General features: G+C 69.5%; 23 protein-coding genes. 18 read left to right on the plus strand and 5 right to left on the minus strand.

Features of this window, described 5'->3' with window-relative positions; genetic code table 11:
- Both KIT53_RS16415 and KIT53_RS16420 read right to left on the minus strand, forming a co-directional pair.
- The gene (locus KIT53_RS16415; RefSeq protein ID WP_297754710.1) at nucleotides 1–807 is read right to left on the minus strand and encodes an ABC transporter permease; all 807 of its coding nucleotides are present in this window, start codon (nucleotides 805–807) and stop codon (nucleotides 1–3) included.
- A gap of 83 nt (nucleotides 808–890) precedes the next feature.
- The gene (locus tag KIT53_RS16420; protein WP_297754714.1) at nucleotides 891–1,694 is read right to left on the minus strand and encodes a siderophore-interacting protein; all 804 of its coding nucleotides are present in this window, start codon (nucleotides 1,692–1,694) and stop codon (nucleotides 891–893) included.
- A gap of 94 nt (nucleotides 1,695–1,788) precedes the next feature.
- Between KIT53_RS16420 and KIT53_RS16425 the strand changes: the two genes are divergently transcribed.
- Nucleotides 1,789–2,238 carry a MarR family winged helix-turn-helix transcriptional regulator gene (locus KIT53_RS16425; protein ID WP_297754717.1) on the plus strand — a complete coding sequence of 150 codons (450 nt, stop codon included), beginning with the start codon at nucleotides 1,789–1,791 and terminating at the stop codon, nucleotides 2,236–2,238.
- On the opposite strand, the gene queG is transcribed toward KIT53_RS16425, so the two are convergent.
- Nucleotides 2,239–3,315: a tRNA epoxyqueuosine(34) reductase QueG gene (gene queG, locus KIT53_RS16430; RefSeq protein WP_297754719.1), complete on the minus strand. Its 1,077-nt coding sequence runs from the start codon at nucleotides 3,313–3,315 to the stop codon at nucleotides 2,239–2,241.
- A 33-nt stretch (nucleotides 3,316–3,348) separates the two neighbouring features.
- Between queG and tsaE the strand changes: the two genes are divergently transcribed.
- Together tsaE and KIT53_RS16440 are read left to right on the plus strand one after the other, a co-directional pair.
- Nucleotides 3,349–3,879, plus strand: coding sequence for a tRNA (adenosine(37)-N6)-threonylcarbamoyltransferase complex ATPase subunit type 1 TsaE (gene tsaE, locus KIT53_RS16435; RefSeq protein WP_297754721.1), 531 nt, complete (start codon nucleotides 3,349–3,351; stop codon nucleotides 3,877–3,879).
- On the plus strand, nucleotides 3,876–5,339 hold the full coding sequence (locus KIT53_RS16440; RefSeq protein ID WP_297754723.1) for an N-acetylmuramoyl-L-alanine amidase: 1,464 nt from the start codon (nucleotides 3,876–3,878) through the stop codon (nucleotides 5,337–5,339). Before tsaE ends, KIT53_RS16440 begins: the two co-directional genes overlap by 4 nt.
- 42 nt (nucleotides 5,340–5,381) lie before the next feature.
- Here the strand turns inward: KIT53_RS16440 and KIT53_RS16445 are convergent, their stop codons facing one another.
- Nucleotides 5,382–6,035 (minus strand): DedA family protein, encoded by a 654-nt coding sequence (locus KIT53_RS16445; protein WP_297754725.1) that lies wholly within the window; start codon nucleotides 6,033–6,035, stop codon nucleotides 5,382–5,384.
- A gap of 38 nt (nucleotides 6,036–6,073) precedes the next feature.
- On the opposite strand from KIT53_RS16445, the gene mutL reads away from it, so the two are divergent.
- The 13 genes from mutL to KIT53_RS16510 all read left to right on the plus strand — a co-directional run bounded on the left by mutL (nucleotide 6,074) and on the right by KIT53_RS16510 (nucleotide 21,262).
- Nucleotides 6,074–8,008: a DNA mismatch repair endonuclease MutL gene (gene mutL, locus KIT53_RS16450; RefSeq protein WP_297754727.1), complete on the plus strand. Its 1,935-nt coding sequence runs from the start codon at nucleotides 6,074–6,076 to the stop codon at nucleotides 8,006–8,008.
- Between the two features lie 114 nt (nucleotides 8,009–8,122).
- Nucleotides 8,123–9,466, plus strand: coding sequence for an NADP-specific glutamate dehydrogenase (gdhA, locus tag KIT53_RS16455; RefSeq protein ID WP_297754834.1), 1,344 nt, complete (start codon nucleotides 8,123–8,125; stop codon nucleotides 9,464–9,466).
- Between the two features lie 382 nt (nucleotides 9,467–9,848).
- Nucleotides 9,849–10,724 carry an alpha/beta fold hydrolase gene (locus tag KIT53_RS16460; RefSeq protein WP_297754730.1) on the plus strand — a complete coding sequence of 292 codons (876 nt, stop codon included), beginning with the start codon at nucleotides 9,849–9,851 and terminating at the stop codon, nucleotides 10,722–10,724.
- Nucleotides 10,725–10,773: 49 nt separating this feature from the next.
- Entirely contained in the window at nucleotides 10,774–12,039 is a 1,266-nt protein-coding gene (locus KIT53_RS16465; protein WP_297754733.1) for a Bcr/CflA family efflux MFS transporter, read from the plus strand.
- Nucleotides 12,036–13,007 carry a tRNA (adenosine(37)-N6)-dimethylallyltransferase MiaA gene (gene miaA, locus KIT53_RS16470; RefSeq protein ID WP_297754736.1) on the plus strand — a complete coding sequence of 324 codons (972 nt, stop codon included), beginning with the start codon at nucleotides 12,036–12,038 and terminating at the stop codon, nucleotides 13,005–13,007. The genes KIT53_RS16465 and miaA overlap by 4 nt, the downstream gene beginning before the upstream one ends.
- A gap of 10 nt (nucleotides 13,008–13,017) precedes the next feature.
- On the plus strand, nucleotides 13,018–13,668 hold the full coding sequence (locus KIT53_RS16475) for an ABC transporter ATP-binding protein (RefSeq protein WP_297754739.1): 651 nt from the start codon (nucleotides 13,018–13,020) through the stop codon (nucleotides 13,666–13,668).
- Between the two features lie 163 nt (nucleotides 13,669–13,831).
- Nucleotides 13,832–15,310, plus strand: coding sequence for a glucose-6-phosphate dehydrogenase (zwf, locus tag KIT53_RS16480; RefSeq protein ID WP_297754742.1), 1,479 nt, complete (start codon nucleotides 13,832–13,834; stop codon nucleotides 15,308–15,310).
- Nucleotides 15,311–16,012: a 6-phosphogluconolactonase gene (gene pgl / locus KIT53_RS16485; RefSeq protein WP_297754745.1), complete on the plus strand. Its 702-nt coding sequence runs from the start codon at nucleotides 15,311–15,313 to the stop codon at nucleotides 16,010–16,012.
- Nucleotides 16,013–16,150: 138 nt separating this feature from the next.
- Nucleotides 16,151–17,983, plus strand: coding sequence for a phosphogluconate dehydratase (gene edd, locus KIT53_RS16490; RefSeq protein WP_297754748.1), 1,833 nt, complete (start codon nucleotides 16,151–16,153; stop codon nucleotides 17,981–17,983).
- Nucleotides 17,984–18,004: 21 nt separating this feature from the next.
- Entirely contained in the window at nucleotides 18,005–18,637 is a 633-nt protein-coding gene (gene eda, locus KIT53_RS16495; protein ID WP_297754750.1) for a bifunctional 4-hydroxy-2-oxoglutarate aldolase/2-dehydro-3-deoxy-phosphogluconate aldolase, read from the plus strand.
- Nucleotides 18,638–18,658: 21 nt separating this feature from the next.
- Nucleotides 18,659–20,245, plus strand: a complete 1,587-nt coding sequence (gene pgi, locus KIT53_RS16500; RefSeq protein WP_297754752.1) for a glucose-6-phosphate isomerase — start codon at nucleotides 18,659–18,661, stop codon at nucleotides 20,243–20,245.
- A 124-nt stretch (nucleotides 20,246–20,369) separates the two neighbouring features.
- Complete coding sequence (locus tag KIT53_RS16505) at nucleotides 20,370–20,732, plus strand: hypothetical protein (RefSeq protein WP_297754755.1); 363 nt, start codon at nucleotides 20,370–20,372, stop codon at nucleotides 20,730–20,732.
- A 119-nt stretch (nucleotides 20,733–20,851) separates the two neighbouring features.
- The gene (locus KIT53_RS16510) at nucleotides 20,852–21,262 is read left to right on the plus strand and encodes a hypothetical protein (protein WP_297754757.1); all 411 of its coding nucleotides are present in this window, start codon (nucleotides 20,852–20,854) and stop codon (nucleotides 21,260–21,262) included.
- Between the two features lie 7 nt (nucleotides 21,263–21,269).
- On the opposite strand, the gene garD is transcribed toward KIT53_RS16510, so the two are convergent.
- Complete coding sequence (gene garD / locus KIT53_RS16515; protein ID WP_297754760.1) at nucleotides 21,270–22,847, minus strand: galactarate dehydratase; 1,578 nt, start codon at nucleotides 22,845–22,847, stop codon at nucleotides 21,270–21,272.
- A 74-nt stretch (nucleotides 22,848–22,921) separates the two neighbouring features.
- Here garD and KIT53_RS16520 point away from each other — a divergent pair, with 74 nt between their 5' ends.
- Together KIT53_RS16520 and KIT53_RS16525 are read left to right on the plus strand one after the other, a co-directional pair.
- Complete coding sequence (locus KIT53_RS16520) at nucleotides 22,922–23,950, plus strand: LacI family DNA-binding transcriptional regulator (protein ID WP_297754762.1); 1,029 nt, start codon at nucleotides 22,922–22,924, stop codon at nucleotides 23,948–23,950.
- A gap of 133 nt (nucleotides 23,951–24,083) precedes the next feature.
- Nucleotides 24,084–25,034 (plus strand): tripartite tricarboxylate transporter substrate binding protein, encoded by a 951-nt coding sequence (locus tag KIT53_RS16525; RefSeq protein ID WP_297754765.1) that lies wholly within the window; start codon nucleotides 24,084–24,086, stop codon nucleotides 25,032–25,034.
- The last annotated feature ends 75 nt before the right edge of the window (nucleotides 25,035–25,109 follow it).

Genomic DNA, 25,109 nt, shown 5'->3' on the forward strand with positions numbered 1-25,109 from the left:
TCAGTAGTAGTTCCCGACAAGGGAGGTGATCTCGATCAGCAGTACGACGGAGAACAGGCGCGCGAACTCCGACATGTCGCTGCGCGGCGAAAAGCCGCCGCGCTCATCGTGCTGCGCGCTCGCCGCCAGCGGCACCACGGCCACGGCCAGGCTGAAGAACAGGGTCTTGAGCGAAAAGATCAGTGTCACCGTGGGCGAGAACACCTGGCCGACGCTGCGCGTGTACGGCACGAGGCCCCAGGGCGAAAAACCATAGACGGTGAGGTAGGTGAGCACCAGCGCCACCACGCAGCTCAGGGCCGCCAGCAGCGCCACCGAGAACATGGCCGCCAGCGCGCGCGGCAGCAGCACCGAAGCCAGCAGCGCGCCCTGCGGCGGCAGCACGCCTTGCCCGTGCTGCACGGCAAAACGCTGGCGCAGCACCTGGGCTTCGGGCATGGTGTAGCGCGCCGCCACGAACATGGCCGCGTACAGAGGAATGAGTTCGAGCACGAGGGTGCGCACCAGCACCTCCAGCGCGTACTGCGACAGGCCATAGCTGTAGGCCGTGGCCACCACGATGCGGATCAGCACCAGGCTCACCAGCGCGCTGAGCACCAGGAAGCCGGTGAGAAGCGGCGCACTGGCCGCGTGCAGGTGGGTGAACACCGCGCGCCGCCGCGCGGCACCGGCATGGCTGGAAGGCGAAAGTGCCAGCACCACGATCTGCGCACCGATGTGCACCACATGCCACCAGCGCCGCCAGCTCGCACGGGCCTCACGGCCCCAGCGGCCCAGCAGGCTGTGGGTCGATGTCACGGGATTCATGCGGCGATGATAGACGCGCGGGCACGCGCCCCCAGCCTCGCAGTGGTGAGCAAAGGTGACAGCGCGAGCCCCGCGCCGCCGCCTCAGAGCGTCTCGTGGTGACCCGGGCTTCCGCGCTTCCAGTAGGCCGAGGCGCGCACGCGGGATTTGTCCAGCCCGTGGTCGTGTAGCAGCGCCTGGCGCACCGCCACCATGCTGGCGGCCTCTCCTGCCGCCCAGGCGAACCCCTCGCCCGGCGGCAGTGCCAGCGCGCGCACCGCGCGCGCCAGCGCGGCGGCGTCCCCGCTCTTCACCCAATGCACGCGCAGGTTGGCAGCGCTGTCGAAGACGCGGCGATCGCTCTCGTCTGCGGTCTCGACCACAGCGATGGCGTTTGCACGAGCGGGCAGTTCTTCCAGCCGGCGCGCGATGGCCGGCAATGCGGTCTCGTCCCCCACCAGCAGGTGCCAGTCAAAACCGGTCGGCACCACGAAGGACCCGCGCGGACCGCCCACGCCCACTTCATCGCCCACACGCGCCTGCTCCACCCACCGCGAAGCCATGCCGTCGCCGTGCAACAGAAACTCGATGTCCAGCGTGCCGGCGACGGCGTCGAAGTGGCGTGGGGTGTAGTCGCGCATGACGGGCCGCTCGGTCCCCGGCGGCAGGACCAGACCATCCGGTCCGGGCACGGGCAACGACAACGTGGCGCCGGGCCGGGGCGGCAGCATGAGCTTGATGTGGTCATCGAAAGACGCACTGACGAAGCCGCGCAGCGCCTCACCGACCAGACTCAGGCGCAGGAAGTTCGCGCCAATGCGCCGGATGCCACGCACCTGCAGACGACGCACTTGCAAGGGATGGCGAACACGCTCGACGGCGAGGGGTGACGGGTTGTCCATAGGCATGGATACAGGTTCCTTTTTTTGGGCATCGCGACGCGACCCCATGTGGTTGATAATGACAACCATTCTGTCGAAACAAGATGATATTGTCAACCATATGGCAACCACGAACCGTTCATCCGACACCGAAGTCATCGACCGCCTGCATGGCCTCATGCACGGTCTGAGGCGCTTCATGCACGAGGCCATGCGCGAGGACGGCCTGGGCCTGGCCCCCATGGAAGCGCGCTGCCTGGCCTATTTCGTGCGCAATCCGGGCCACACGCAGCGCGACCTGGTGCAGCACGCAGGGCGCGACAAGGCGCAGATCGCGCGCATCGTCAAGGCGCTGCATGAGCGTGGCCTGCTGGAGAGCACGCCAGACCCCCAGGACGGGCGTGCCCAGCGCATCGCGCCAACGGCGCAAGGCCGTGCCCAGCAACAGCGCATGCGCCAGCACCAGGCGCGCTTCGAGCGCGCGCTCACCGCCGGCCTGGACCGCGCCGAGCGCTCCAGCCTGCTGGACCTGCTGGACCGGCTGCAGGCCAATGTGGGCGAGCGGAACTGATCAACCCTGGGCCAGCGCCCACGCCACGTGCTCGCGCACCAGCGCGCTGGCGTGCTGCGCGCGGGCCTGCAGCGCACTGCGCACGCCGTCGTCGGGCTGCATGCGCAAGGCATTGCCCAGTGCCACGGCAATGTTGCGCAACCAGCGCTCATGGCCGATGCGCCGTATCGGGCTGCCTTCGGTGCGCCGCAGGAATTCGGCCTCGCTCCAGGCAAACAGCGTGGCCAGCGCGGCACCGCGCAGGCCTTCGCGGGCATCGAAGTCGGGCAAGGGGCTGCGCCGCGCGAACTTGTTCCAGGGGCAGGCGAGCTGGCAGTCGTCGCAGCCGTAGATGCGGTTGCCCATGAGCGGGCGCAGCGCTTCGGGAATGGGCCCGGGGTGTTCGATGGTGAGGTAGCTGATGCAGCGCCGCGCGTCCAGCCGCTGCGGCGCGACGATGGCCTGCGTGGGGCAGACGTCCATGCACGCGCTGCAGGCGCCGCAGTGATCGCTCACGGGCTCGCTCGGCGGCAGTGCGAGGTCCAGGTAGATCTCGCCCAGGAAGAACATGGAGCCGGCGTCGCGGTGCAACAGCAGGGTGTGCTTGCCGCGCCAGCCCTGGCCGCTGCGCCGGGCCAGTTCCACCTCCAGCACCGGGGCGGAGTCGGTGAACACGCGGTGGCCCAGCGGACCAACGGCATCAGCGATGCGCTCAGCCAGCGCCTGCAGGCGGTTGCGCAGCACCTTGTGGTAGTCCCGGCCACGGGCGTACATCGAGACCACGGCCTCGCCGGGCTGCCGCAGGCGCGCGAACTCGATGCCCTGCCAGCCTTCGGGCGTGTCGCGCGGCAGGTAGTCCATGCGGGCGGTGACCACGCTGAGCGTGCCCGGCACCAGCTCGGCCGGGCGGGCGCGCTTCATGCCGTGCGCGGCCATGTAGGCCATCTCGCCGTGACATCCAGCCGACAACCAGGCGCGCAGACCGGGTTCCGCCGCGGATAAGTCGACACCCGCCACGCTGATTTGGGAAAATGCGAGCTCCTGGCCCCAAGCCTGAATCTGCGAGACGAGTTGAGCAGCATCGAAACCGGTCTTCATGTCGCACCCATTGTAGGAAGCGCGCCCATCGCCGTGCCGGCCGCCACCTGGCACGGCCGCTGGGCCAGCGAGCAGGACACGCTGGCGTTCGCGCAGCGGCTGGCGAGCAGCCCGGCCATTGCGCACGCCACCCTGGCGCTGGACGGCGACCTGGGCGCGGGCAAGACCACACTGGTGCGCCACCTGCTGCGTGCGCTGGGCGTGCGAGGGCGCATCAAGAGCCCTACCTACGCCGTGGTGGAACCGCACAGCGCCATCGACTGCCCGGTGATGCCGGCGGGCGAGCCGCTGTCCATCTGGCACTTTGACTTCTACCGTTTCGGCGATCCGCGCGAGTGGGAAGATGCCGGCTTTCGCGAACTTTTCGCCGGCCCGGGCCTCAAGCTCGTGGAATGGCCCGAGCGCGCCGGTGATACCTTGCCACCGATCGACCTGCGCATTCACATCCAGCCCGACACCATGACCACCCTGCCTCATGACGACGACGACCTCGACAGCGCGCGGAGCGTGCAGGTCACCGCGATCTCGCCGACCGGGCGCCTGCTGATGGACACGCTGGCATGAGCACCGGCCTGCAAGGAACCCTGAAGCGCCGGGCCGTCCTGCGCGCCGGGTCTCTCGTGCTGCTGCTCGGAGCGCAGCAGATCGCGCGCGGTGCGAGCGTGGTGGCGGTGCGCATCTGGCCGGCCGAGGACTACACGCGCGTGACCATCGAATCGGACGCCGCGTTGCAGGCCAGACAGTTCTTCGTCAGCGAACCGCCGCGCCTGGCGGTGGACATCGAAGGCATAGACCTGCTGCCCGGCCTGCGCGAGCTGGTGGGCAAGCTCAAGTCCGACGACCCCAATATCGCCGGCATCCGCGTCGGGCAGAACGCCCCCAACGTGGTGCGCCTGGTGATCGACCTCAAGCAGCCCATCAAGCCGCAGGTGTTCAGCCTGGAGCCGGTGGCGGCCTACCAACACCGGCTGGTGTTCGACCTCTATCCGGCCACGCCACCCGACCCGCTGGCCCAGCTCATCAGCCAGCGCATGAAGGACCTGGACGCAGCCAGCGAGCGCGCCGCGCGCCTGCTGGGGCTGGAGACCGGCAAGGTCGCGGGCGGCCCCAGAGCGGCGGAGCCTCCTGCCGACGACCCACTGGGCGCACTGATCGCCCAGCAGGACAAGCCGCGCGCAAACCAGGGCGGAACCGGCCCCGCCGCGCCGCCCTCGGCCGACCCGGGCAGCGACACCGTGGCCCGCGCCGACCCCAAGGGCAGTCCGGCCAGACAGGCTCAGGCCGGCAAGGGCAAGACCGAGCGGCTCATCGTGATCGCGCTGGATCCCGGCCACGGCGGCGAAGACCCGGGCGCCATCGGCCCCGGTGGCACGCAGGAGAAGAAGGTGGTGCTGCAGATCGCGCAAAAGCTGCGCGACCGCATCAACGAGACCCGCGTCAACGGCAACCCGATGCGGGCCTTCATGACGCGCGACCGCGACTTCTTCGTGCCGCTGCAGGTGCGCGTGCAGAAGGCGCAGCGCGTGCAGGCCGACCTGTTCGTCAGCCTGCATGCGGACGCCTTCTTCTCGCCCCGGCCGCAGGGCGCGAGCGTCTATGCGCTGAGCACGCGCGGCGCCAGCAGCGCGGCCGCGCGCTGGATGGCCGACAAGGAGAACGCGGCCGACCTGGTCGGCGGCCTCAACGTCAAGGCCACATCCGACGCCCACGTTCGCCGCGCCCTGCTGGACATGAGCACCACCGCGCAGATCAACGACAGCATCAAGCTGGGCTCGGCCATGCTCGGCCACGTACAGCGCATCGGCAAGCTGCACAAGCCGCGCGTGGAGCAGGCCAATTTCGCGGTGCTGCGCGCCCCAGACATTCCCAGCGTGCTGGTGGAGACCGCCTTCATCAGCAACCCGGACGAAGAGAAACGGCTGAACGATCCGAAGTACCAGGACGACTTGGCCGACGCCTTGTTGCGCGGTATCGTGGCCTACTTCTCGAAGAATCCGCCGCTGGCGCGCACGCGGCAGATCTGATCCCCCGCCCGCATGCCCTGCCGCAGCACGCGGGCTGAGGGATCAGGCGGCGCCGCTCTTGGCCTCGCGGCTGGCCTTCCAGCCGCCGTAGAGCGCGATCAGCCCCGGGATGATGATCATCGCCCAGATGATCTTGCTCAGGTTGTCCTGCACCCAGGGCAGGTTGCCGAACCAGTAGCCGGCGGCGGTGAGGCCCACGACCCAGATCAGCGCGCCGATCACGTTGTAGGCCGTGAACTTGACCCGCGTCATTTCCGCCACACCGGCCACGAAGGGCGCGAAGGTGCGGATGAAGGGCATGAAGCGCGCCAGGATGATGGTGATGCCGCCGTAGCGTTCGTAGAACGCGTGCGCCTGGTTGAAGGCATTGCGGTTGAACAGGCGCGAGTTCTCCCACTGGAAGACCTTGGGCCCGAAGTAACGCCCGATGGAGTAGTTCGCCTGGTCACCCAGGATGGCCGCGATCACCAGCAAGGTCATCGCCAGGGGCAGGCTCATGAGCCCGGCACCGCACAGCGTGCCGACCACGAACAGCAGCGAGTCGCCGGGCAGGAAGGGCATCACCACCACGCCGGTCTCGGTGAAGATGATGAGGAACAGCAGCGCATACACCCAGGCGCCGTAGTTCTGGACGAAGGTCTGCAGGTGCTGGTCGACGTGCAGGATGAAGTCGATGAGGAAGGTGATGATTTCCATAAAGCAGGGATTATCCCCAGCCCTTCTACAATTTGTCCGTGACAAACCTCCCGCCATCCTCGCCCGAAGCCCGACGGCCGATTCGTGAACTGCCCGACGAACTGATCAGCCAGATCGCGGCCGGTGAGGTGGTGGAGCGCCCGGCCTCGGTGGTGCGCGAGCTGGTGGACAACGCGCTGGATGCCGGCGCCACACAGGTCACGGTGCGGCTGCAGGCCGGCGGCGTGCGCCTCATCAGCGTGGAGGACGACGGCATCGGCATCCTGCGCGACGAACTGCCCCACGCGCTCAAGCGCCACGCCACCAGCAAGATCGCCAGCCTCTCGGACCTCGAATCCGTGGGCACCATGGGTTTTCGCGGCGAGGCGCTGGCCGCCATCAACGCCATCGCCGAAGTCTCGCTGCTCACCCGGGTGGACACCGCAGGAGCGACCTCGCACGGCTGGCTGCTCGATGGACGCAGCGGCGAACTGCGGCCGACCGCCCGCGCGCGCGGCACCACGGTGGAGGTGCGGGAACTGTTCTTCGCCACGCCGGCGCGGCGCAAGTTCCTCAAGACCGATGCCACCGAACTGGCGCACTGCATCGAGGCGGTGCGCCGCCATGCCCTGGCCCGCCCCGACGTGGGTTTCGCCATCTGGCACGAGGGCAAACTGGCGGCCCAATGGCGCGCCGTGCCCGGCGGTGGCATCGACGCGCTGCGCCAACGCCTGGCCGACGTGCTGGGTGAAGACTTCATCGAGCAGGCCGTTCCCGTGAGCTGGCCCGCCGAACCCACGGTGGCCAGCGAAGACCCGCACGCCGCGCAGCGCCTGCGCGTATGGGGTTTTGCGGGCGTGCCCGATGCGGCACGCTCTCGCGCCGACTGGCAGTTCGCCTACGTCAACGGCCGCTACGTGCGCGACAAGGTCATCACCCATGCCGCCCGCAGCGCGTACGAGGATGTGCTGCATGGCCAGCGGCAACCGGTGTATGCCCTGTTCGTCTCGCTGGACCCCGCGCGCGTGGACGTGAATGTGCACCCGACCAAGATCGAGGTGCGCTTCCGGGACAGCCGCGAGGTGCACCACGCCGTGCGCCACGCGGTGGAAGCGGCATTGGCGGTGCCACGCGCCGGCAGCGTGGCCGTGGCCGTGACCGCGCCAGCCCCGGCCACCGCACCGGGCTGGGCTCCCCCGCCACGGCAGGCCGGGCTGGCGTTCGCGCCGCGCGAACCCGAGGTCGGCCATCGGGTGAGCGACCTGGGTGCGTTGTGGGGCAGCGGGCCGGCAGGGGCTTCGACAGGCTCAGCCCGAACGGAGGGCATGGCATCCGTCGCTGGCCGGCCACCGCCCGTTCGGGCTGAGCCTGTCGAAGCCCTCACCCAGTACCAACCTCTCCCCGAAGGCGACTGGCCGCTCGGCCGCGCCTTGGCCCAACTCCAGGGCGTCTACATCCTGGCCGAAAACACCCAGGGCCTGGTGGTGGTGGACATGCACGCCGCCCACGAGCGCATCGTCTACGAACGCCTCAAGCAGCAGCTCGACGACCGGCAGGTGGCCAGCCAGCCCTTGCTGATTCCGGCCACCTTCGCCGCCACCCCCGAGGAGGTGGCCACCGCCGAAGCCTGCGCCGAGGTGCTGGCCACGCTGGGCATGGAGGTGTCGCCGCTGTCGCCGCGCACGCTGGCGGTGCGCGCCGTGCCCACCTCCCTGGCCCAGGGCGATCCGGTGGAACTGGCGCGCAGCGTGCTGGCCGAACTGGGCCAGCACGACGCCAGCACCGTGGTCCAGCGCGCCCGCAACGAACTGCTGGCCACCATGGCCTGCCATGGCGCGGTGCGCGCGAACAGGCGCCTCACCCTGGACGAGATGAACGCCCTGCTTCGCCAGATGGAGATCACCGAACGCTCCGACCAGTGCAACCACGGCCGCCCCACCTGGCGCCAACTGGGCATGCGGGAGCTGGACGCACTGTTTTTGCGCGGACGCTAGTCAAAACAGGGCATCTCAGGGATGAAATGCTCCAAATAGCGCACAAATGGTGCATTTCGTGGCGCGAAATGCGATCCTTGCATAATGTCATGCACTGATATGAAGCACGACACCATGAAAGCCACTTCGGTCCACCAGTTCCTCGAACACGTCGCTCAGCGCAACCCCCAGCAACCCGAATTCCTGCAGGCCGTCACCGAGGTGATGGAGAGCCTCTGGCCGTTCATCAGCGCCCATCCGCGCTACGCCGAACATGGGCTGCTCGAACGGCTGGTGGAGCCTGAGCGCGTGGTGATGTTCCGTGTTTCCTGGGTCAACGACCAGGGTGAAGTCCAGGTCAATCGCGGCTACCGCATCCAGCACAGCTCGGCCATTGGCCCCTACAAGGGTGGCATGCGGTTCCACCCCTCGGTGAACCTCTCGATCCTGAAATTCCTCGCCTTCGAGCAGACGTTCAAGAACGCGCTGACCACGCTGCCCATGGGCGGAGGCAAAGGTGGGTCCGACTTCGACCCCAAGGGCAAGAGCCCGGGCGAGGTGATGCGTTTCTGCCAGGCGCTGGTGAGCGAGCTGTTCCGCCACGTGGGCAGCGACACCGACGTACCGGCGGGCGACATCGGTGTCGGCGGGCGCGAAGTCGGCTTCATGGCCGGCATGATGAAGAAACTCAGCAACCGGGCGGACTGCGTGTTCACCGGCAAGGGCCTTGCGTTCGGCGGCTCGCTGATCCGGCCCGAGGCCACCGGCTACGGCACGGTCTATTTCGCCGAACAGATGCTCAAGCAGCAGGGCAAGGACTTCCAGGGCCTGCGCGTGAGCGTCTCGGGCTCCGGCAACGTGGCGCAGTATGCGGTGGAGAAAGCCATGGCGCTGGGCGCCAGGGTGGTGACCGTCTCCGACTCCAGCGGCACCGTGATCGACGAGGACGGCTTCAGCCCCGAGAAACTCGCTGAACTCATGGAGGTGAAAAACCACCTCTATGGCCGCGTGAGCGACTACGCGCAGCGCACCAAGGCCCGCTTCGAACCCGGCGTGAAACCCTGGGCGGTGCCGGTGGACGTCGCGCTGCCCTGCGCCACACAGAACGAACTGGACGCCGCCGACGCGGCCCTGCTGGTGCGCAACGGCGTGACCTGCGTGGCCGAGGGTGCGAACATGCCCACCACGATGGACGCGGTGGCCGTGTTCGAGCAGGCCGGCGTGCTGTATGCGCCAGGCAAGGCCAGCAACGCAGGCGGCGTGGCGACTTCCGGCCTTGAAATGAGCCAGAACGCCATGCGCCTGGCCTGGCCACGCGAGGAAGTCGACAGCCGTCTGCACACCATCATGGTCGGCATACACGAGGCCTGCCTGCGCCACGGGCGCCGCCCGGACGGCACCGTCAGCTACGTGGACGGTGCCAACATAGCCGGCTTCGTGAAGGTGGCCGACGCGATGCTGGCTCAGGGCGTGGTGTAGAGCCCCCACGCTCCGCCGCTGCGCGGGTCGCTGCCCCCCGAGGGGGCTGACACCGCCTTGGGAGCGGCCCGGCGGCGGGGTCGGATCGCCCCCACGCTCCGCCGCTGCGCGGGTCGCTGCCCCCCAGGGGGGGCTGACCCCGCCTTGGGGCGGCCCGGCGGCGGGGTCCCTGGCCCCCACGCTCCGCCGCTGCGCGGGTCGCTGCCCCCCGAGGGGGCTGACCCCGCCTTGGGGCGGCCCGGCGGCGGGGTCCCTGGCCCCCACGCTCCGCCGCTGCGCGGGTCGCTGCCCCCCAGGGCGTGTGTGGTGGCACGGAACCTGCGGCACACTGTGCGACAGGCCGCCCTGAACTTTTTCGCACCATGGCGGCTCCATTTCCGCCATGACTGCGCGCTTGCTCGCCTTCCTCATTGCCGCCCTGGCTCTGCTGGCCGGGTGCGCGACGCTGGACGAGAAGCAGCGGGAGTGGATCTTCCAGCCGTCGAACCGCAGTTGGGCTGGCGGTGTCGCCGCCGCCGAGGGCATGGAGGATGTGTGGATTCCTTTTGACTCCCAGGTCACCGGCAAGCCCGTCAGGCTGCACGGCCTGTGGGCGGCGCGAGAGGATTTCCAGAACCGCCAGGACGCGCCCATCCTGCTCTATCTGCACGGCGCACGCTTCAATGTGGTCGGTTCGGCGTTCCGGGCGCGGCGCATGCAGGAACTGGGTTTCTCGGTGCTGGCCATCGACTACCGGGGTTTTGGCAAGAGCAGCAACGACCTCCCCTCGGAGTCCATGGCCTACGAGGATGCGCGCGCCGCCTGGGAATGGCTGGGCGAACGCTATCCAGGCCGGCCGCGCTACATCTTTGGCCATTCCCTTGGCGGTGCCATCGCCATCGAGCTGGCGGCGCAGGTGACGGACGAGGCCGGCACGGTGGTGGAGGGCACCTTCACATCCATCCCCGACGTGGTGAGCACCTTCAAATGGGGCTGGCTGCCGATCTCGCTGCTCATCACGCAGCGTTTCGAGGCCGTCAAGCGCGTGCCCGATATCGGTGCGCCGCTGCTGGTGGTGCACGGCGGCGAAGACCGGCTGATCCAGCCCGAACTGGGGCGCCGGCTTTACGACGCGGCCAAGGGCCGCAAGGCCTTCGTGCTGGTCGAGGGTGGCTCGCACCACAACACCAATTCCGTTGGCCAGGCGCAGTACCGCCAGGCCCTGGCCGATCTCTTCGGCCTGCAGGAGCACGGCGCCATCAAGGTCGTGGGCAACTGAGCACACGGGGTGGCCGGCGGGCCGCGGGCCTTCTGCTACGCTCAACCGGATGTCCGCGTCTCCCCCTGTCACCGCCGCCGCACGCGGCACCATGTCGCCCGGCCTGATCGTGCTGGTGCTTTCTCTGCTGCTGGGCCTGCAGCCCATCACCACCGACCTCTACCTGCCCGCCCTGCCCGCGCTGCGCGAGGGTTTCGGCGCACCCATGTCGCAGGCCCAGCTCACGCTCACGGCGCTGCTGCTGGCCTTCGGTGTCTCGCAACTTGCCTGGGGGCCGCTGTCGGACCGTTTCGGTCGCAGGCCCATCCTGCTGATGGGCATGTCGGCCTATGTGGCGGCGTCGGTGGGCAGCGCGTTTTCCTCGTCCATGGAGCAGCTCATCGTCTGGCGCGCGGTGCAGGGCGTGGCCCTGGGCGCGGGCGTGATGTGCGCGCGCGCCATCGTGCGCGACCTGTACGCACCGCTGGAGGGTGCGCGCGTGATGTCCAAGGGCCTCACGGGCCTGGGCGTGATCGCCTGCGGGGCCGCGCCCCTGGGCGGCCTGGTCTCGGACCTGTTCGGCTGGCGCGCCGCGCTGCTCGCGGTGGCGATCTTCGGCGCGCTCACGCTGACGGTGCTGGCGCTGCGCTTCCAGGAAACCCTGCCACAGCGCAACCCGAACGCGCTGCGGCCCGGTGTGCTGATCGGCACCTGGGCACAGATCGCGCGCCATCCCACCTTCTGGGCCTTCGCGGTCCTGGCCACGGCTTCGTATGGCGGGTTGTTCACCTTCCTGGCCGGTTCGTCCTTCGTGTTCATCCAGGTGCTGGGCCTGAGCAAGACCGCCTATGGCCTGCTGATGTTCAGCACCGCGTTCAGCTACATCCTGGGCACGCTGCTGTGCCGCCGGCTGCTGCCGCGCTTCGGCATCCGGCGCACGGTGGCCATCGCCGGCGCGCTCACGCTCACCGCCGGCACCAGCATGGGCCTGCTGGCGTTGGCGGGGGTGCAGAACACCTGGGCCATCCTGGTGCCCTTCTACCTGTTCATGGTCGCGCACGGCGTGCACCAGCCGGTGGGGCAGAGCGGCGCGGTGGGCCCGTTCCCGCTGGCGGCGGGCGCGGCCTCGGCGCTCAGCGGATTTCTCATGATGGTGGCTGCCTTTCTCATGGGCGCCTGGCTCGGACGCAGCCTGGCCGGCATCGCGCAGGGCGCGGGCTCGGTGCTGCCATTGACCAACGGCATCTGGTTCTGGTGCGTGCTGATCGCGGCCACGGCCTGGACGCTGGTGCAGCGCCACGGCGAACCCAGGCCCGCGCCCGAACGTGTGAAATGAACGCGCCACGCCCACGCTGCCTGGCACTGGCCGGCCCCACGGCCAGCGGCAAGAGCGCGGCCTCGCTGGCCATCGCGCGGCGCTGGCCGGTGGAGATCGTCAGCGTGGACTCCGCCCTGGTCTACCGGGGCATGGACATCGGCACCGCCAAGCCCACGGTGGCCGAACAGGCCCAGGTACCGCACCACCTCATTGACATCCTGGACCCTTTGCAGAGCTACAGCGCGGCGGACTTCGTGCGCGACGCCACCCGCCTGGTGCAGGCGATCGCCGAACGCGGCCGCACCGCGCTGCTGGTGGGCGGAACGCTGCTGTATTTCAAGGCCCTGCTCGATGGCCTGGACGAGATGCCCCCCTCGGACCCCGCCGTGCGCCGGGCCATCGACGCGCGTGCCCTGGCGCAGGGCTGGCCCGCGCTGCACGCCGAACTCGCCCGCGTGGATCCCCTGACAGCGGCGCGCCTGCCCTCCGGCGACGCGCAGCGCATCCAGCGCGCGCTGGAGGTGTACGCCGTGACGGGCCGACCCCTCTCCAGTTTCCACACCGGTGGCGCCGGCAAGACCACTGGCGTGCTCGCACAGAACGATCTGCTGGCCCTGGAACCGGTCGAGCGAAGCTGGCTGCACGAACGCATCGCGCAGCGCTTCGACGCCATGCTGGCCGGCGGCTTGCTCGACGAGGTGCGTCGCCTGCGCGCGCGCGGCGACCTCTCGCCCAGCCTGCCTTCCATGCGCTGCGTGGGCTACCGCCAGGCCTGGGAGGCCATGGATGCGCACGGCGAAACGCTGCAAGGAGCGCCGCTGGCAGAACTGCGCGAGCGCGGCATTGCCGCCACGCGCCAATTGGCCAAGCGCCAGCTCACCTGGCTGCGCGGGATGCCGGCGCGCCAGGTGGTGCCCTGCGATGCACCGGACGCCCTGGCCCAGGTGCTCCAGGCCGTCGAACAGCGGCTGGGAGCCCCCGCATGAGGACCCTCCCGTGCGTCTGACGGCCCAAGGCCTGGGCAAGCGCTATGGCGACACCGCGGTGTTCCAGGGCGTGGACCTGTGCGTCGAGCCGGGCGAGTTCCTCGCCATCGTGGGCGAGTCCGGCGTGGGCAAATCCAGCCTGCTCAACTGCCTGGCCGCGCTCGATGACTGGAGTGAGGGGCGCATCGTGCACGGGGAGACCGACCTCGGCGCGCTCAACGACAGCCAGCGCGCCCACTGGCGACGGGCCCACCTGGGCTTCGTGTTCCAGGCTTTCCACGTACTGCCCCACCTGGACGTGGCGCAGAACGTGGGGCTGCCCCTGCTGCTGCTGGGCCGCCCCGACGCGGCGCGCGTGCAGCAGATGCTGGACGCGGTGGGCCTGGGTGGGCTGGGCGCGCGGCTGCCGGCCGAGCTCTCGGGCGGACAGCTGCAGCGCGTGGCCATCGCCCGCGCGCTGGTGCACCGCCCTGCTCTGTTGCTGGCCGACGAACCCACCGGCAACCTGGATCCGGCCACGGCGGCCCAGGTCATGGATGTGCTGACGCAACAGGTGCGCGACAGCGGTGCCGCCTTGCTGCTGGTGACGCATTCACAGGCCGCCGCGGCGCGCGCGGACCGGGTGTTGCTCCTGACCGCCAACGGCCTGCGGCCGACGTGACCGCGCGCACGGCGCGCCATTTTTCAGATGTCCCGGGCTGGGCGTCGGCCCCACATCGGGGTAAGGTGGGGCCTGCGCCTGCCGGAGCCACCGGGCAGAAAGAACCCGGCATGTAACTAGATAACAATAAAATCAAACAAAATCCGGTAACTAAATTAGAAACATGACCGCTTCAAGCCAGACCTCCACGGACACCGCCGCCCCGATCGACCTGGTCATCTTCGGCGGTGCGGGTGACCTCTCGGTGCGCAAGCTGCTGCCCGCGCTCTACATGGCGCATCTGCACCACAGCCTGCCGGACGTCGCCCGCATCCACGTGCTGGGCCGCCAGCCCTGGGACGCGACGGCCTTCCAGGTCTTTCTGCACGACAAGGTGCGCGGCTTCATCGCGCCGGACTCGCTGGACGACGCCGCCTGGCAAGGCTTCGTGGAACGCCTGGGCTATGTGTGCCTGGACGCCACGCAGGCGGCCGATTTCGCGCACCTGGGCCAGGCGCTGCGGCCGGGCTCGGACCGCATCTACTACCTGGCCACCGCACCCACGCTGTTCACCGCCATCTGCGGCCACCTGGCCGGTGCCGGCCTGATCGATGCGCGGGCACGCGTGGTGCTGGAAAAGCCCCTGGGCCACGACCTGGCTTCCGCACGCGCCATCAACGACGAGGTGGGCCGCCACTTCAGCGAGCAGCAGACCTTCCGCATCGACCACTACCTCGGCAAGGAGACGGTGCAGAACATGATGGTGCTGCGCTTTGGCAACACCATCTTCGAGCCGCTCTGGCGCAGCCCCTACATCAAGAGCGTGCAGATCACGGTGGCCGAATCCGTCGGGGTGGGCAGCCGAGCCGGCTTCTACGACGGCACCGGTGCCCTGCGCGACATGGTGCAGAACCACCTGCTGCAACTGCTGTGCATCGTGGCCATGGAGCCGCCGGTGTCGCTGGACCCGGACGCGGTGCGTGACGAAAAGCTCAAGGTGCTGCGTTCGCTGCGTCCCATGACGCTGGCCGACGTGGCGCGCGACACGGTGCGCGGCCAGTACACCGCCGGCGCGCTCAACGGCGACAAGGCCGTGGGGTACCTGCAGGAGGCCAACGTGCCGCCCGACAGCGGCACCGAGACCTTCGTGGCACTGCGTGCCCACATCAACAACTGGCGCTGGGCCAACGTGCCCATCTTCCTGCGCACCGGCAAGCGCATGGCCGAGCGGCGCTCGGAAATCGTGGTCGAGTTCGCCGAACTCCCGTACACCCTGTTTCCCGACACACCGCGCCAGCCTGTGAACCGCCTGCTGATCCGCCTGCAGCCCGAAGAGCATGTGCAACTGCAGATGATGGCCAAGGAGCCCGGCAGCGGCATGCGGCTGCGCCAGGTCAGCCTGGACCTCGACCTGGAGTCCGCCTTCAGCACGCGCCGCGCCGAGGCCTACGAGCGCCTGCTGATCGACGTCATCAAGGGCCGCCTGACCCACTTCATGCGGCGCGATGAGCTGGAGGCCGCCTGGACCTGGGTCGAACCCATCCTGGATGGCTGGAAGAACCTCAACGAGCGCCCGCGCCCTTACGTGGCGGGAAGCTGGGGGCCGGCCGCTTCGTCGGCCCTGATGGCGCGCGAGAACTCCGCCTGGACGGAAGAAACCTGAATGAACCTGGAGCACCCCTGCAACAGCCCGGCCGAGCAGGCAGAGCAGCTAGCGCGGCATATCGCGCGGCGACTGCGCGAGGCAATCACGGCGCGCGGCCATGCCGTGCTCGCGGTCTCGGGCGGCAGGTCGCCGGTGGCCTTGTTCGAACAACTGCGCCACCAGCCGCTGGACTGGGCACGCGTGACCGTGGTGCTGGTCGACGAACGCTGCGTGCCGCACGACCACCCCGACAGCAACACCACCCTGGTGCGCACCCACCTGCTGCGGGAAGCCGCCGCGGCCGCCACCTTCGTGCCGTTCTTCGACACCCTGCCGCCCACGCTGAGCGATGCGGCGCTGGAGGCCTTGGCGGATCTGGCCAACCACCGGCTCGCCGCCCACCCCTGGCCGATGGACATCGCGGTGCTCGGCATGGGCGAGGACGGGCACACCGCTTCGCTCTTTCCCGGCGCGCCCGGGCTGGCGCGCGCGCTGCGCGGCAGCGGCCCGCTGACCTGGCTGCGCCCGCCGGCCGCGCCGCACCCGCGCCTGACCCTCACCTTGCCGGCCCTGCTGGCCACGCGCGAAATCGCGCTCGCCATCACCGGCGCGGCCAAGCTCTCCACCTACCAACAGGCCCGCCTGGCCGCCGACGAATCGCTGCCGGTCTCCCTGGTGCTCAACCAGTACCAGACACCGGTCAGCGTCTGGATGGCGTGATGAAACATTTCCCCCACCGCCGACTGCTCGCTGCATGCCGCCGCATCCCTTCGCAAGGGGGCAGCACCTGTGGCCCTGCAAAACGGTTCCACGGTGTTTCCGGCCTGTTGTCACCTCACGCCAAAACGGGATGAAGACATGAGCACGATCACACCCACCCACCCCATCCTGGACCGCGTCACGCGCCGCATCACCGAGCGCAGCGCGCCCACCCGCGCCACCTACCTGGACGCCATGGAGGCGCAGCGCAAGCAGGGTACGCAGCGCGCGGGCCTGGGTTGCGCGAACATGGCCCACACCACGGCCGCGCTGCCGGCGCCGGACAAGCTCAAGATCCACGCCGAACGCGCGCCGCACATCGGCATCGTCACCGCCTACAACGACATGCTCTCGGCCCACCAGCCGTACGAGAACTACCCGCCCAGGCTGCGCGAGCACGCGCATGCGCTGGGCGCCACCGCGCAGGTGGCCGGCGGCGTGCCGGCCATGTGCGATGGCATCACGCAAGGCGAGGACGGCATGGAACTCTCGCTGTTCTCGCGCGACGTGATCGCGCTGTCGACGTCGGTGGCGCTCTCGCACAACGTGTTCGACGCGGCGCTCATGCTGGGCATCTGCGACAAGATCGTGCCCGGTCTGTTCATGGGCGCCTTGCAGTTCGGCCATCTCAGCACGGTCTTCGTGCCCTCGGGCCCGATGACCTCGGGCCTGTCCAACGACGCCAAGGCCAAGGTCCGCCAGCAGTTCGCGCAAGGCCTGGTCGGCCGCGACGCATTGCTGGAGTCCGAGGCCCGCGCCTACCACAGCCCCGGCACCTGCACCTTCTACGGCACCGCCAACAGCAACCAGATGCTGATGGAGATCATGGGCCTGCACCTGCCGGGGGCCTCCTTCGTCAACCCGGGCACGCCGCTGCGCGAGGCGCTCACGCGCGGCGCGGTCAAGCGCGCGGTGGCCAACACCGGGCGCACCGGTGAGCCCGCGGTGCGCCTGGCCGACATCGTGACCGAGAAGGCCCTGGTCAATGGCATCGTTGGCCTGCTGGCCACCGGCGGTTCCACCAACCACACCCTGCACCTCGTGGCCATGGCGCGCGCCGCGGGTATCGTGATGGATTGGGACGACTTCGCGGAGCTCTCGCACGTGGTGCCGCTGCTGGCCCGCGTCTACCCCAATGGCAGCGCCGATGTGAACCACTTCCACGCCGCGGGCGGCATGGGCTTCCTGATGCGCGAACTGCTCAGTGCCGGCCTGCTGCATGCAGACGTGCAGACGGTGATGGGACCGGGCCTCTGGGGCTACACACGCGAGCCCTGGCTGGACAATGGCCAGCTCGCCTGGCGCGAGGCACCCGAACGCAGCGGCGACACCGGCGTGCTGCGGCCAGCCAGCGACCCGTTCAGCCCCGACGGCGGCCTGCGCCTGCTGCAAGGCAACCTGGGCCGCAGCGTGGTCAAGGTCTCCGCCGTCAAGCCCGAGCACCGCGTGGTGCGCGCGCAGGCGGTGGTGGTGAACGACCAGCAGGAACTGCTCGCGCTCTTCAGTGCCGGACAGCTCGAACGCGACTTCGTGGCCGTGGTGTGCTACCAGGGCCCGCGCGCCAATGGCATGCCCGAACTGCACAAGCTCACGCCGCCGCTGGCGGTGCTGCAGGACAAGGGCTTCAAGGTCGCGCTCGTCACCGACGGCCGCATGTCCGGCGCCTCCGGCAAGGTGCCGGCTGCCATCCACCTCAGTCCCGAGGCGCTGGCCGCGGGGCCCATCGCCCGCGTGCGCGAGGGCGACTGGATCACCCTGGATTGCGAACGCGGCGTGCTCGAACTCGAAGTGGATGCGGCCACCCTGGCACGCCGGCGCGTGCGCCACCCCGACCTGAGCGCCCACCAACACGGCAGCGGCCGCGAACTCTTCCAGCTCTTTCGCCGACAGGCCGGCACCGCCGAACTCGGCGCCTCGCCGCTGCTCGGCTGAACCCATGCGCCTTCCACCACCATGACCTCTTCCCGCGAACTTCCCGCTTTCCGCTCCCGCGTGGTGCCCGTGATCGTGCTCAGCGACGTGGCCCAGGCCGTCCCGTTGGCGCATGCCCTGCTCGAAGGCGGCGTCGACGTCATGGAGATCACGCTGCGCTCGAACGTCGCGCTGGCCGCCATCGAAGCGGTGGCGCGCGAGGTGCCGCAGATGCACCTGGGTGCCGGCACCGTGACGCGCGCGGCCGAAGTGCCTCGCGTGGTGGACGCGGGTGCCGCCTTTGCGCTCTCGCCCGGCTTCACCGACGCCCTGGTCGAGGCCATGCAGGCTGCCAGCCTGCCCTTCGTGCCCGGCGTGATGACGCCCGGCGAGGTGATGCGCGCGCGCGACCATGGCTACCGGCTCATGAAGCTGTTTCCCGCCGCGCAGGCCGGTGGCATCGGCATGCTCAAGGCCCTGGCCTCGCCGTTGGCGGACGTGCGCTTCTGCCCCACCGGCGGCGTGGGCACCGACAACCTGCGTGAACTGCTGGCGCAGCCCAACGTGGCCATGGTTGGCGGCTCCTGGCTCACGCCGGCCGACGCGTTGCGCGAAGGCGACTGGGCCCGCATCACCCGCCTCGCGCGCGAAGCCACCGCCCTGGCCCAAGCCTGATTCCTGGAACCCGACACACCCATGAAACTGCCCACCACCCTGCCCGCCTGGCACCAACTGCAAGCCCTGGCCGATGCACCCGTGCCCCACCTGCGCGAACTGCTCGCCGAGCCCGGCCGGGCCACGCGCCTCACGCACAGCGCCGCCGGCATCACGCTGGACGCCAGCCGCCAGCGCGTCACGCCCGCGATCGAACAGGCGCTGGCCGCGCTGGCCGGACAGGCCGATCTGGCCGCCCAGCGCGAGGCCATGTTCCGCGGCGACGCGATCAACACCACCGAGGACCGGCCGGTGCTGCACGTGGCCCTGCGCGGCGACCCGCTGCACACCGGCCCCTGGGGCCATGCCGTTCAGGCCGAGGTGCAGCGCGAACTGGCGCGCGTGTGCGACTTCGCCGATGCGCTGGCCGCCGGCGCCGTGAAGGGCCACAGCGACCAGCCCATCACCGACGTGGTGAACATCGGCATCGGTGGCTCCGATCTGGGGCCGCGCATGGCCGCCGACGCGCTCGCCCACCTCACCGACCCCGCGGTGCCCGGACCTCGGGTGCACTTCGTGTCCAACCCCGACGCCTGGGCACTGCACAGCGTGCTGCGCGGGCTCGATCCAGCGCGCACCCTGCTGGTGGTCTCCAGCAAGACCTTCACCACGCAGGAGACCCTGACCAACGCCGCGAGCGCGCAGCGCTGGCTCACCGATGGCGGTTGCCCCGCCGATCGCCTGCACCGCCACCTCGTGGCCATCACCGCCAGCCCCGCGCAGTCCGCGCGCCTGGGCTACCCGGCCGAACGCACCTTCCTGTTCTGGGACTGGGTGGGTGGCCGCTATTCGGTGTGGTCGGCGCTGGGGCTCGCGCTGGCCATCGCCATCGGTGCGGCCAACTTCCGCGACTTCCTGGCTGGCGCGCGCGCCATGGACGAGCACTTCAGGCAGGCGCCGCTGCCGCAGAACCTGCCCGTGCTGATGGCGCTGCACGGCATCTGGAACCGCAACTTCCTGCGCCTGCCCACCCACCTCATCGTGCCCTACGCGTCACGCCTGGCGCGCTTCACTCCCTTCGTGCAGCAGATGGACATGGAGTCCAACGGCAAGCACACGCACCTGGACGGCACGCCCGCTACCGTGGACACCGGACCCATCGTCTGGGGCGGCCTGGGCATCGACGGGCAGCACGCCTACTTCCAGCTCGTGCACCAGGGCCGCCACACCGTGCCGGTGGATTTCATCGGCGTGCAGAACGAGGACACCCCGCTGCCACTCGCCGCCACCCACCACGCTGTGGTCAACCTCAACCTGCGCGCCCAGGCCGAGGCCATGGCGCGCGGCCGCTCTCTGGAAGACACCCGCGCACAGTTGCTGAAGGACGGGCTGAGCGCCGCGCAGGCCCAAGCCCTGGCCGGGCACCGCAGCTTCGACGGCAACATCCCCAGCCATGTGCTGTGGCTGGACCGGCTGGACCCGCAGCGCCTGGGGGCGCTGATCGCCCTGTACGAGCACAAGGTCTTCACCCAGGCCGCCATCTGGCGCATCAACGCCTACGACCAGTGGGGCGTGGAACTGGGCAAGACCATGGCCAAGGCGATGGAGAAGGCCGCAACCGCCAGTTGACCCGGTGCGGCACCTGGGCTGTCACCCAAAAGAACCACATTTGATGCTCCATAGGGTATAAATCGGGCTGCCGCGTGCGGGCCGGGTTGGCCTGCGCGCCCGGACCGCCCGAGGAACCTCCCGCATGCACAGCAGCGTCAAGACTTTTCTGAGCAGCCTGACGTCGATCCTGACGCCCGGCAATGCGGACGCCGCTCCCAAGGCACCGGACCCGCATGCGATGGTGATGATCCAGAAATCCATGTTGCGGCTGCTGGGTGAAAAAGGTGCCCGGCTCAACCCCCAGCTCGAACACCGCATCCGCTACGCCCAGAACATCGAGAGCCTGTGGTTCCTGCGTGCCGACCTGGCCCAGGCCCTGTGCCTGCAGATCGACGAGACCAATGCCTTGCAGGCGGTGGCCGACCTGACGCCCCTGTTCGAGGGCAACATCCCCAAGACCCAGTTGCAGGCCTACCAGCGCGGCCAGCGCCGCTCGCGCTACTGACCAGCCTGGGCGACGACCTACGGCCAGGTCGGACTGCGCCTACAGAGACCCGCCAGGGTGCTTCCTAGCATGAAAGGACGCGATGCCAACCGGCGTCGCCCAGTCCCTGGAGGAAGCCCATGCAAGCACCGACATCTCCCCGACGACACTCCCGCGCCTGGCTGGCCACGGCGGCGCTGACCCTGGCACTGCCCGCCTGGGCCAGCAGTGGCGCGCCCAAGGCGGCTGCCGATGCCACCTACCAGCGCGAGCGCGCCGCCTGCACGGCCATGGCGCCGGGCGAAGCCCGCACCAACTGCCTGCGCGATCTGGGTGCCGCGCGCCAGCAGAGCCAGCGCGGCGGCCGCGCGATCGCCCCCACACCGGAGCAACTCGAACACAACGCCCTGCAACGCTGTCAGCCGCATCCGCCCGACGAACGCGCCCTCTGCGAGCGCATGGTGCGCGGCGAAGGCTCGGTCTCGGGCTCGGTCAGCGGCGGTGGCCTGATCCGCGAACTGGTGACGCAGGAGCCGGTCATCACCCGCTGACGCGGGCTCAGGTCACCGGCGCGGGGTTGAACAGCACCAGTTGGTTGTGCAGCTTCCAGCGCTCGGCCCATGTCCGCTGGCGGCCGCTGGCCACCTCCAGCATGAGGTGGAAGAGTTGCCAGCCCACGTCCTCGATGCTGGCCCGGCCTTCGGCGATGGTGCCGGCGTTCAGGTCCATCAGATCGTGCCAGCGGCGCGCCAGGTCGCTGCGCGTGGCGACCTTGATCACCGGCACCACCGCCAGTCCGTAGGGCGTGCCCCGTCCGGTGGTGAACACATGCAGGTTCATTCCGGCGGCGGTCTGCAGCGTCCCGCAGATGAAATCGCTGGCCGGCGTGGCGGCGTAGGTGAGGCCCCGGCCGCGCAGCTTCTCGCCCGGCGCGAGCACCTGGGCGATGGGTGCGCTGCCGGACTTCACGATCGAACCCATGGCCTTCTCCACGATGTTGGACAGGCCACCTTTCTTGTTGCCCGGCGTGGTGTTGGCGCTGCGGTCCACGCCGCCGCGCCGCAGGTAGCCGTCGTACCAGGCCATCTCGCGCACCAGGGCCTCTGCCACCTCGGGCGTGGCGGCGCGTGCCGTCAGCTGGGCGATGCCATCGCGCACCTCGGTGGTTTCCGAGAACATCACACTGGCACCGGCCCGCACCAGCAGGTCGGTGCAGAAACCCACGGCGGGGTTGGCGGTGACGCCGGAGAAGGCATCGCTGCCGCCGCACTGCACGCCCACCACCAGTTCGCTGGCCGGCACCGTCTCGCGCCGGCGCGCGTCCAGCCGCCGCAGGTGCACCGCGGCCTGGCGCAAGATGGAATCGACCATGCTCATGAAACCGACGTGCGCCTCGTCCTGCAGGCAGACCACGTCGAGCGCATCGGCGGCGGCGGCGCCACGCCCGCTGGCGATGGGAATGCTCCCTGGCGGCAATAGGCGTTCGGGCTGCAGCTTCTCGCAACCCAGGCTGACCACCATCACCTCACCGCCAAAATTCGGGTTCAGGCTGATGTGGCGCAGCGTGCGGATGGGGATGGCCGCGTCGGGTGCGTCGATGGCGACACCGCAACCGTAGCCGTGCTCCAGAGCGACCACGTCGTCCACGTTCGGGTACTTGGGCAGCAGTTCGGCCTTGATGCGCTGCACCGCGAAAGCGGTGACGCCGGCCACGCACTGCACGCTCTGGGTGATGGCCAGGATGTTGCGCGTGCCCACCGAACCGTCCGGGTTGCGGTAGCCCTCGAAGGTGTAGCCCTCCAGCGGGGGCAGCGCCATGGTGCCGCGCGTGGCCATGGGCAAGTCGTCCAGGCCACGAGCCGGTGGCATGCCCAGCAGGCGCTCGTGCACCCAGGCGCCAGCGGGGATGTCCTCCAGCGCATGGCCAATGGCCACGCCGTAGCGCAGGACGGCGGCACCACGCGGCAAATCCGTCAGCGCCACCTTGTGGCCCTGCGGCACCTTGTCGCGCAGCACCAGGCCGCCGGGCAACGCGGTGCCCGCAGGCAGGCCGCCGTCGTTGGCGACGATGGCCACGTTGTCGTCCGCGTGCATGCGGATGGTCAGCGCGGGGGCGGGGGTGTCCGGCATCCGCATCTCCTATGATTCGGTGAGCGCGGCCATGGCAATGCGCCTTGACCGCATGGTACCGGTACCATTCTAATCGGCAAATGAAAGAATCCGACACCCCCCGGCGCGCGCGCCGTGGCAGCGGGGCCATCACCCTGCGCGACGTGGCCCGGCTGGCGGGCGTGGCGCCCATCACCGCCTCGCGGGCGCTCAACACACCGGCCCAGGTTTCGGCCGAAGTGCGGCAGAAGGTCATGGAGGCGGTGCAGAAGACCGGCTACGTGCCCAACCGCATGGCTGGCGGACTGGCCTCATCGCGCAGCCGCCTCATTGCCGCGGTGGTTCCCAGCACGGTGATGTCGGTGTTCATGCCAACCATCGAGGCCCTCAACGACACGCTGTTCGATGCCGGCTACCAGCTCATGCTCGGGCAGTCGGGTTATTCGGCCAGCCGCGAGGAGTCGCTGCTGGAGGCGATCATCGGCCGCCGTCCGGACGGCATCTTCCTCACCGGCATCCTGCGGCCAGGCCTGGGCCGCACACGCCTGCTGGCCGCGGGCATCCCGGTGGTGGAGACCTGGGACCTCACGCCCACGCCGATCGACATGCTGGTGGGCTTCTCGCACCACGACATCGGCCGCGAGGTGGCGCGTTTTCTCATCGCCAAGGGACGCCGGCGGCTGGCGCTGATCCGTGCCGAGGACGAGCGCGCGGACCGGCGGGCCAGCGCCTTCGCCCACGCCGCCGCCCAGGCGGGGCTGGCGCCGGTGACGCAGATCAACGTCGGCGCCTCGCGTTCCTTGCGCAGCGGGCGCGACGCGCTGACGCAACTGCTGGAACAGGCGCCCGATGCCGACGCCGTGTTCTGCAGCTCCGACCTGCTGGCGCTCGGCGCGCTGACCGAGGCACGGGTGCGCGGCATCGACGTGCCGGGCAAGCTGGCCTTCGTGGGCTTCGGCGACGTGCCCTTCGCCGCCGACATGGCACCCGCCCTGAGCACCGTGCGCATCAATGGGGCGGACATCGGGCGGCTCGCCGCGCGGCACCTGATCGACCGCGCCGAGGGCCGGGAGGTCGTCCCGCAGGTGGTGGACGTGGGTTTCTCCATCGTCGAGCGCGAAACAACCTGAGGCTTTCCGGCGCGCCGGAAAAATGCATTGACGCGTCCATTTGGTACCGGTACCATTCGCCTCGACTCGATTTGGTACCGGTACCAAGGAAGTCCTTTCGCCGCCCGACTTTCAACGACAGGAGACAGACACCATGAAGAAACTGCTATGCGCGCTGGGCGCGTCCATGACCCTGAGCGCGGCCATGGCCTGGCCCGACAAACCCGTCACCATCGTGGTGCCCTTCCCGCCCGGCGGTTCCACCGACATGATCGCCCGCACCCTGCAGCCCAAACTGCAGGAGAAGTTCGGCGGCAGCTTCGTGGTGGACAACAAGCCGGGGGCCACCGGCACCATTGGCGCCGCGCAGGTGGTGCGCTCCGCGCCCGATGGCTACACCCTCTTCGTGTCATCGCTCGGTCCGTTCGTGATCGCCCCACACCTGACCAAGGTCAGCTACGACGCCACCAAGGACTTCGACCTGATCTCGGTGGCCGTGCAGGCGCCCAACGTGCTGGTGGTGCCCGCCGCCTCGCCCCACAAGAGCATGGCCGACGTGATGGCCTGGCAGAAGGCCAACCCCGGGAAGATGACGTTCGCCTCTTCCGGCAACGGCAGCAGCGACCACCTGACCGCCGAGCTCTACTGGCAACAGACCGGCACCAGCGGCGTGCACGTGCCCTACAAGGGCGGTGGCCCGGTGATGACCGATCTGCTGGGCAACCAGGTGGATTCCTCGTTCATGAACATCAACACCGCCATGCCGCAGATCAAGGCCGGCAAGCTGCGCGCCCTCTCCATCACCAGCGCCCAACGCTCGCCGCTGCTGCCGGACGTGCCCACGCTGCAGGAACTCGGCATCCAGGACGCGAACGTGAACTCCTGGCAGGCTGTGGCCGGCCCCAAGGGACTGCCCGCGGACTTGCGCGGCAAGCTGCACGCGGCGATCAAGGACGCGCTCAACGACCCCGCGATCAAGCCCAAGCTGCTGGACCTGGGGTTTGAGATCGTCGCCAGCACGCCGGAGCAGTTCACCGCGTTCCAGGCGAGCGAGTTCGCTCGCTGGAAAAAGCTGATCGAGGCGCGCAACATCAAGGCGGATTGAGGACCACCACCCCCACCGCGCCGCGCCCCTCAAGGGGGCGATGTCCCGGCCCGGCGAAGCCGATTCCTCGGCATC

This window comes from Hydrogenophaga sp., assembly GCF_026125785.1.
Taxonomy (GTDB): Bacteria; Pseudomonadota; Gammaproteobacteria; order Burkholderiales; family Burkholderiaceae_C; genus Hydrogenophaga.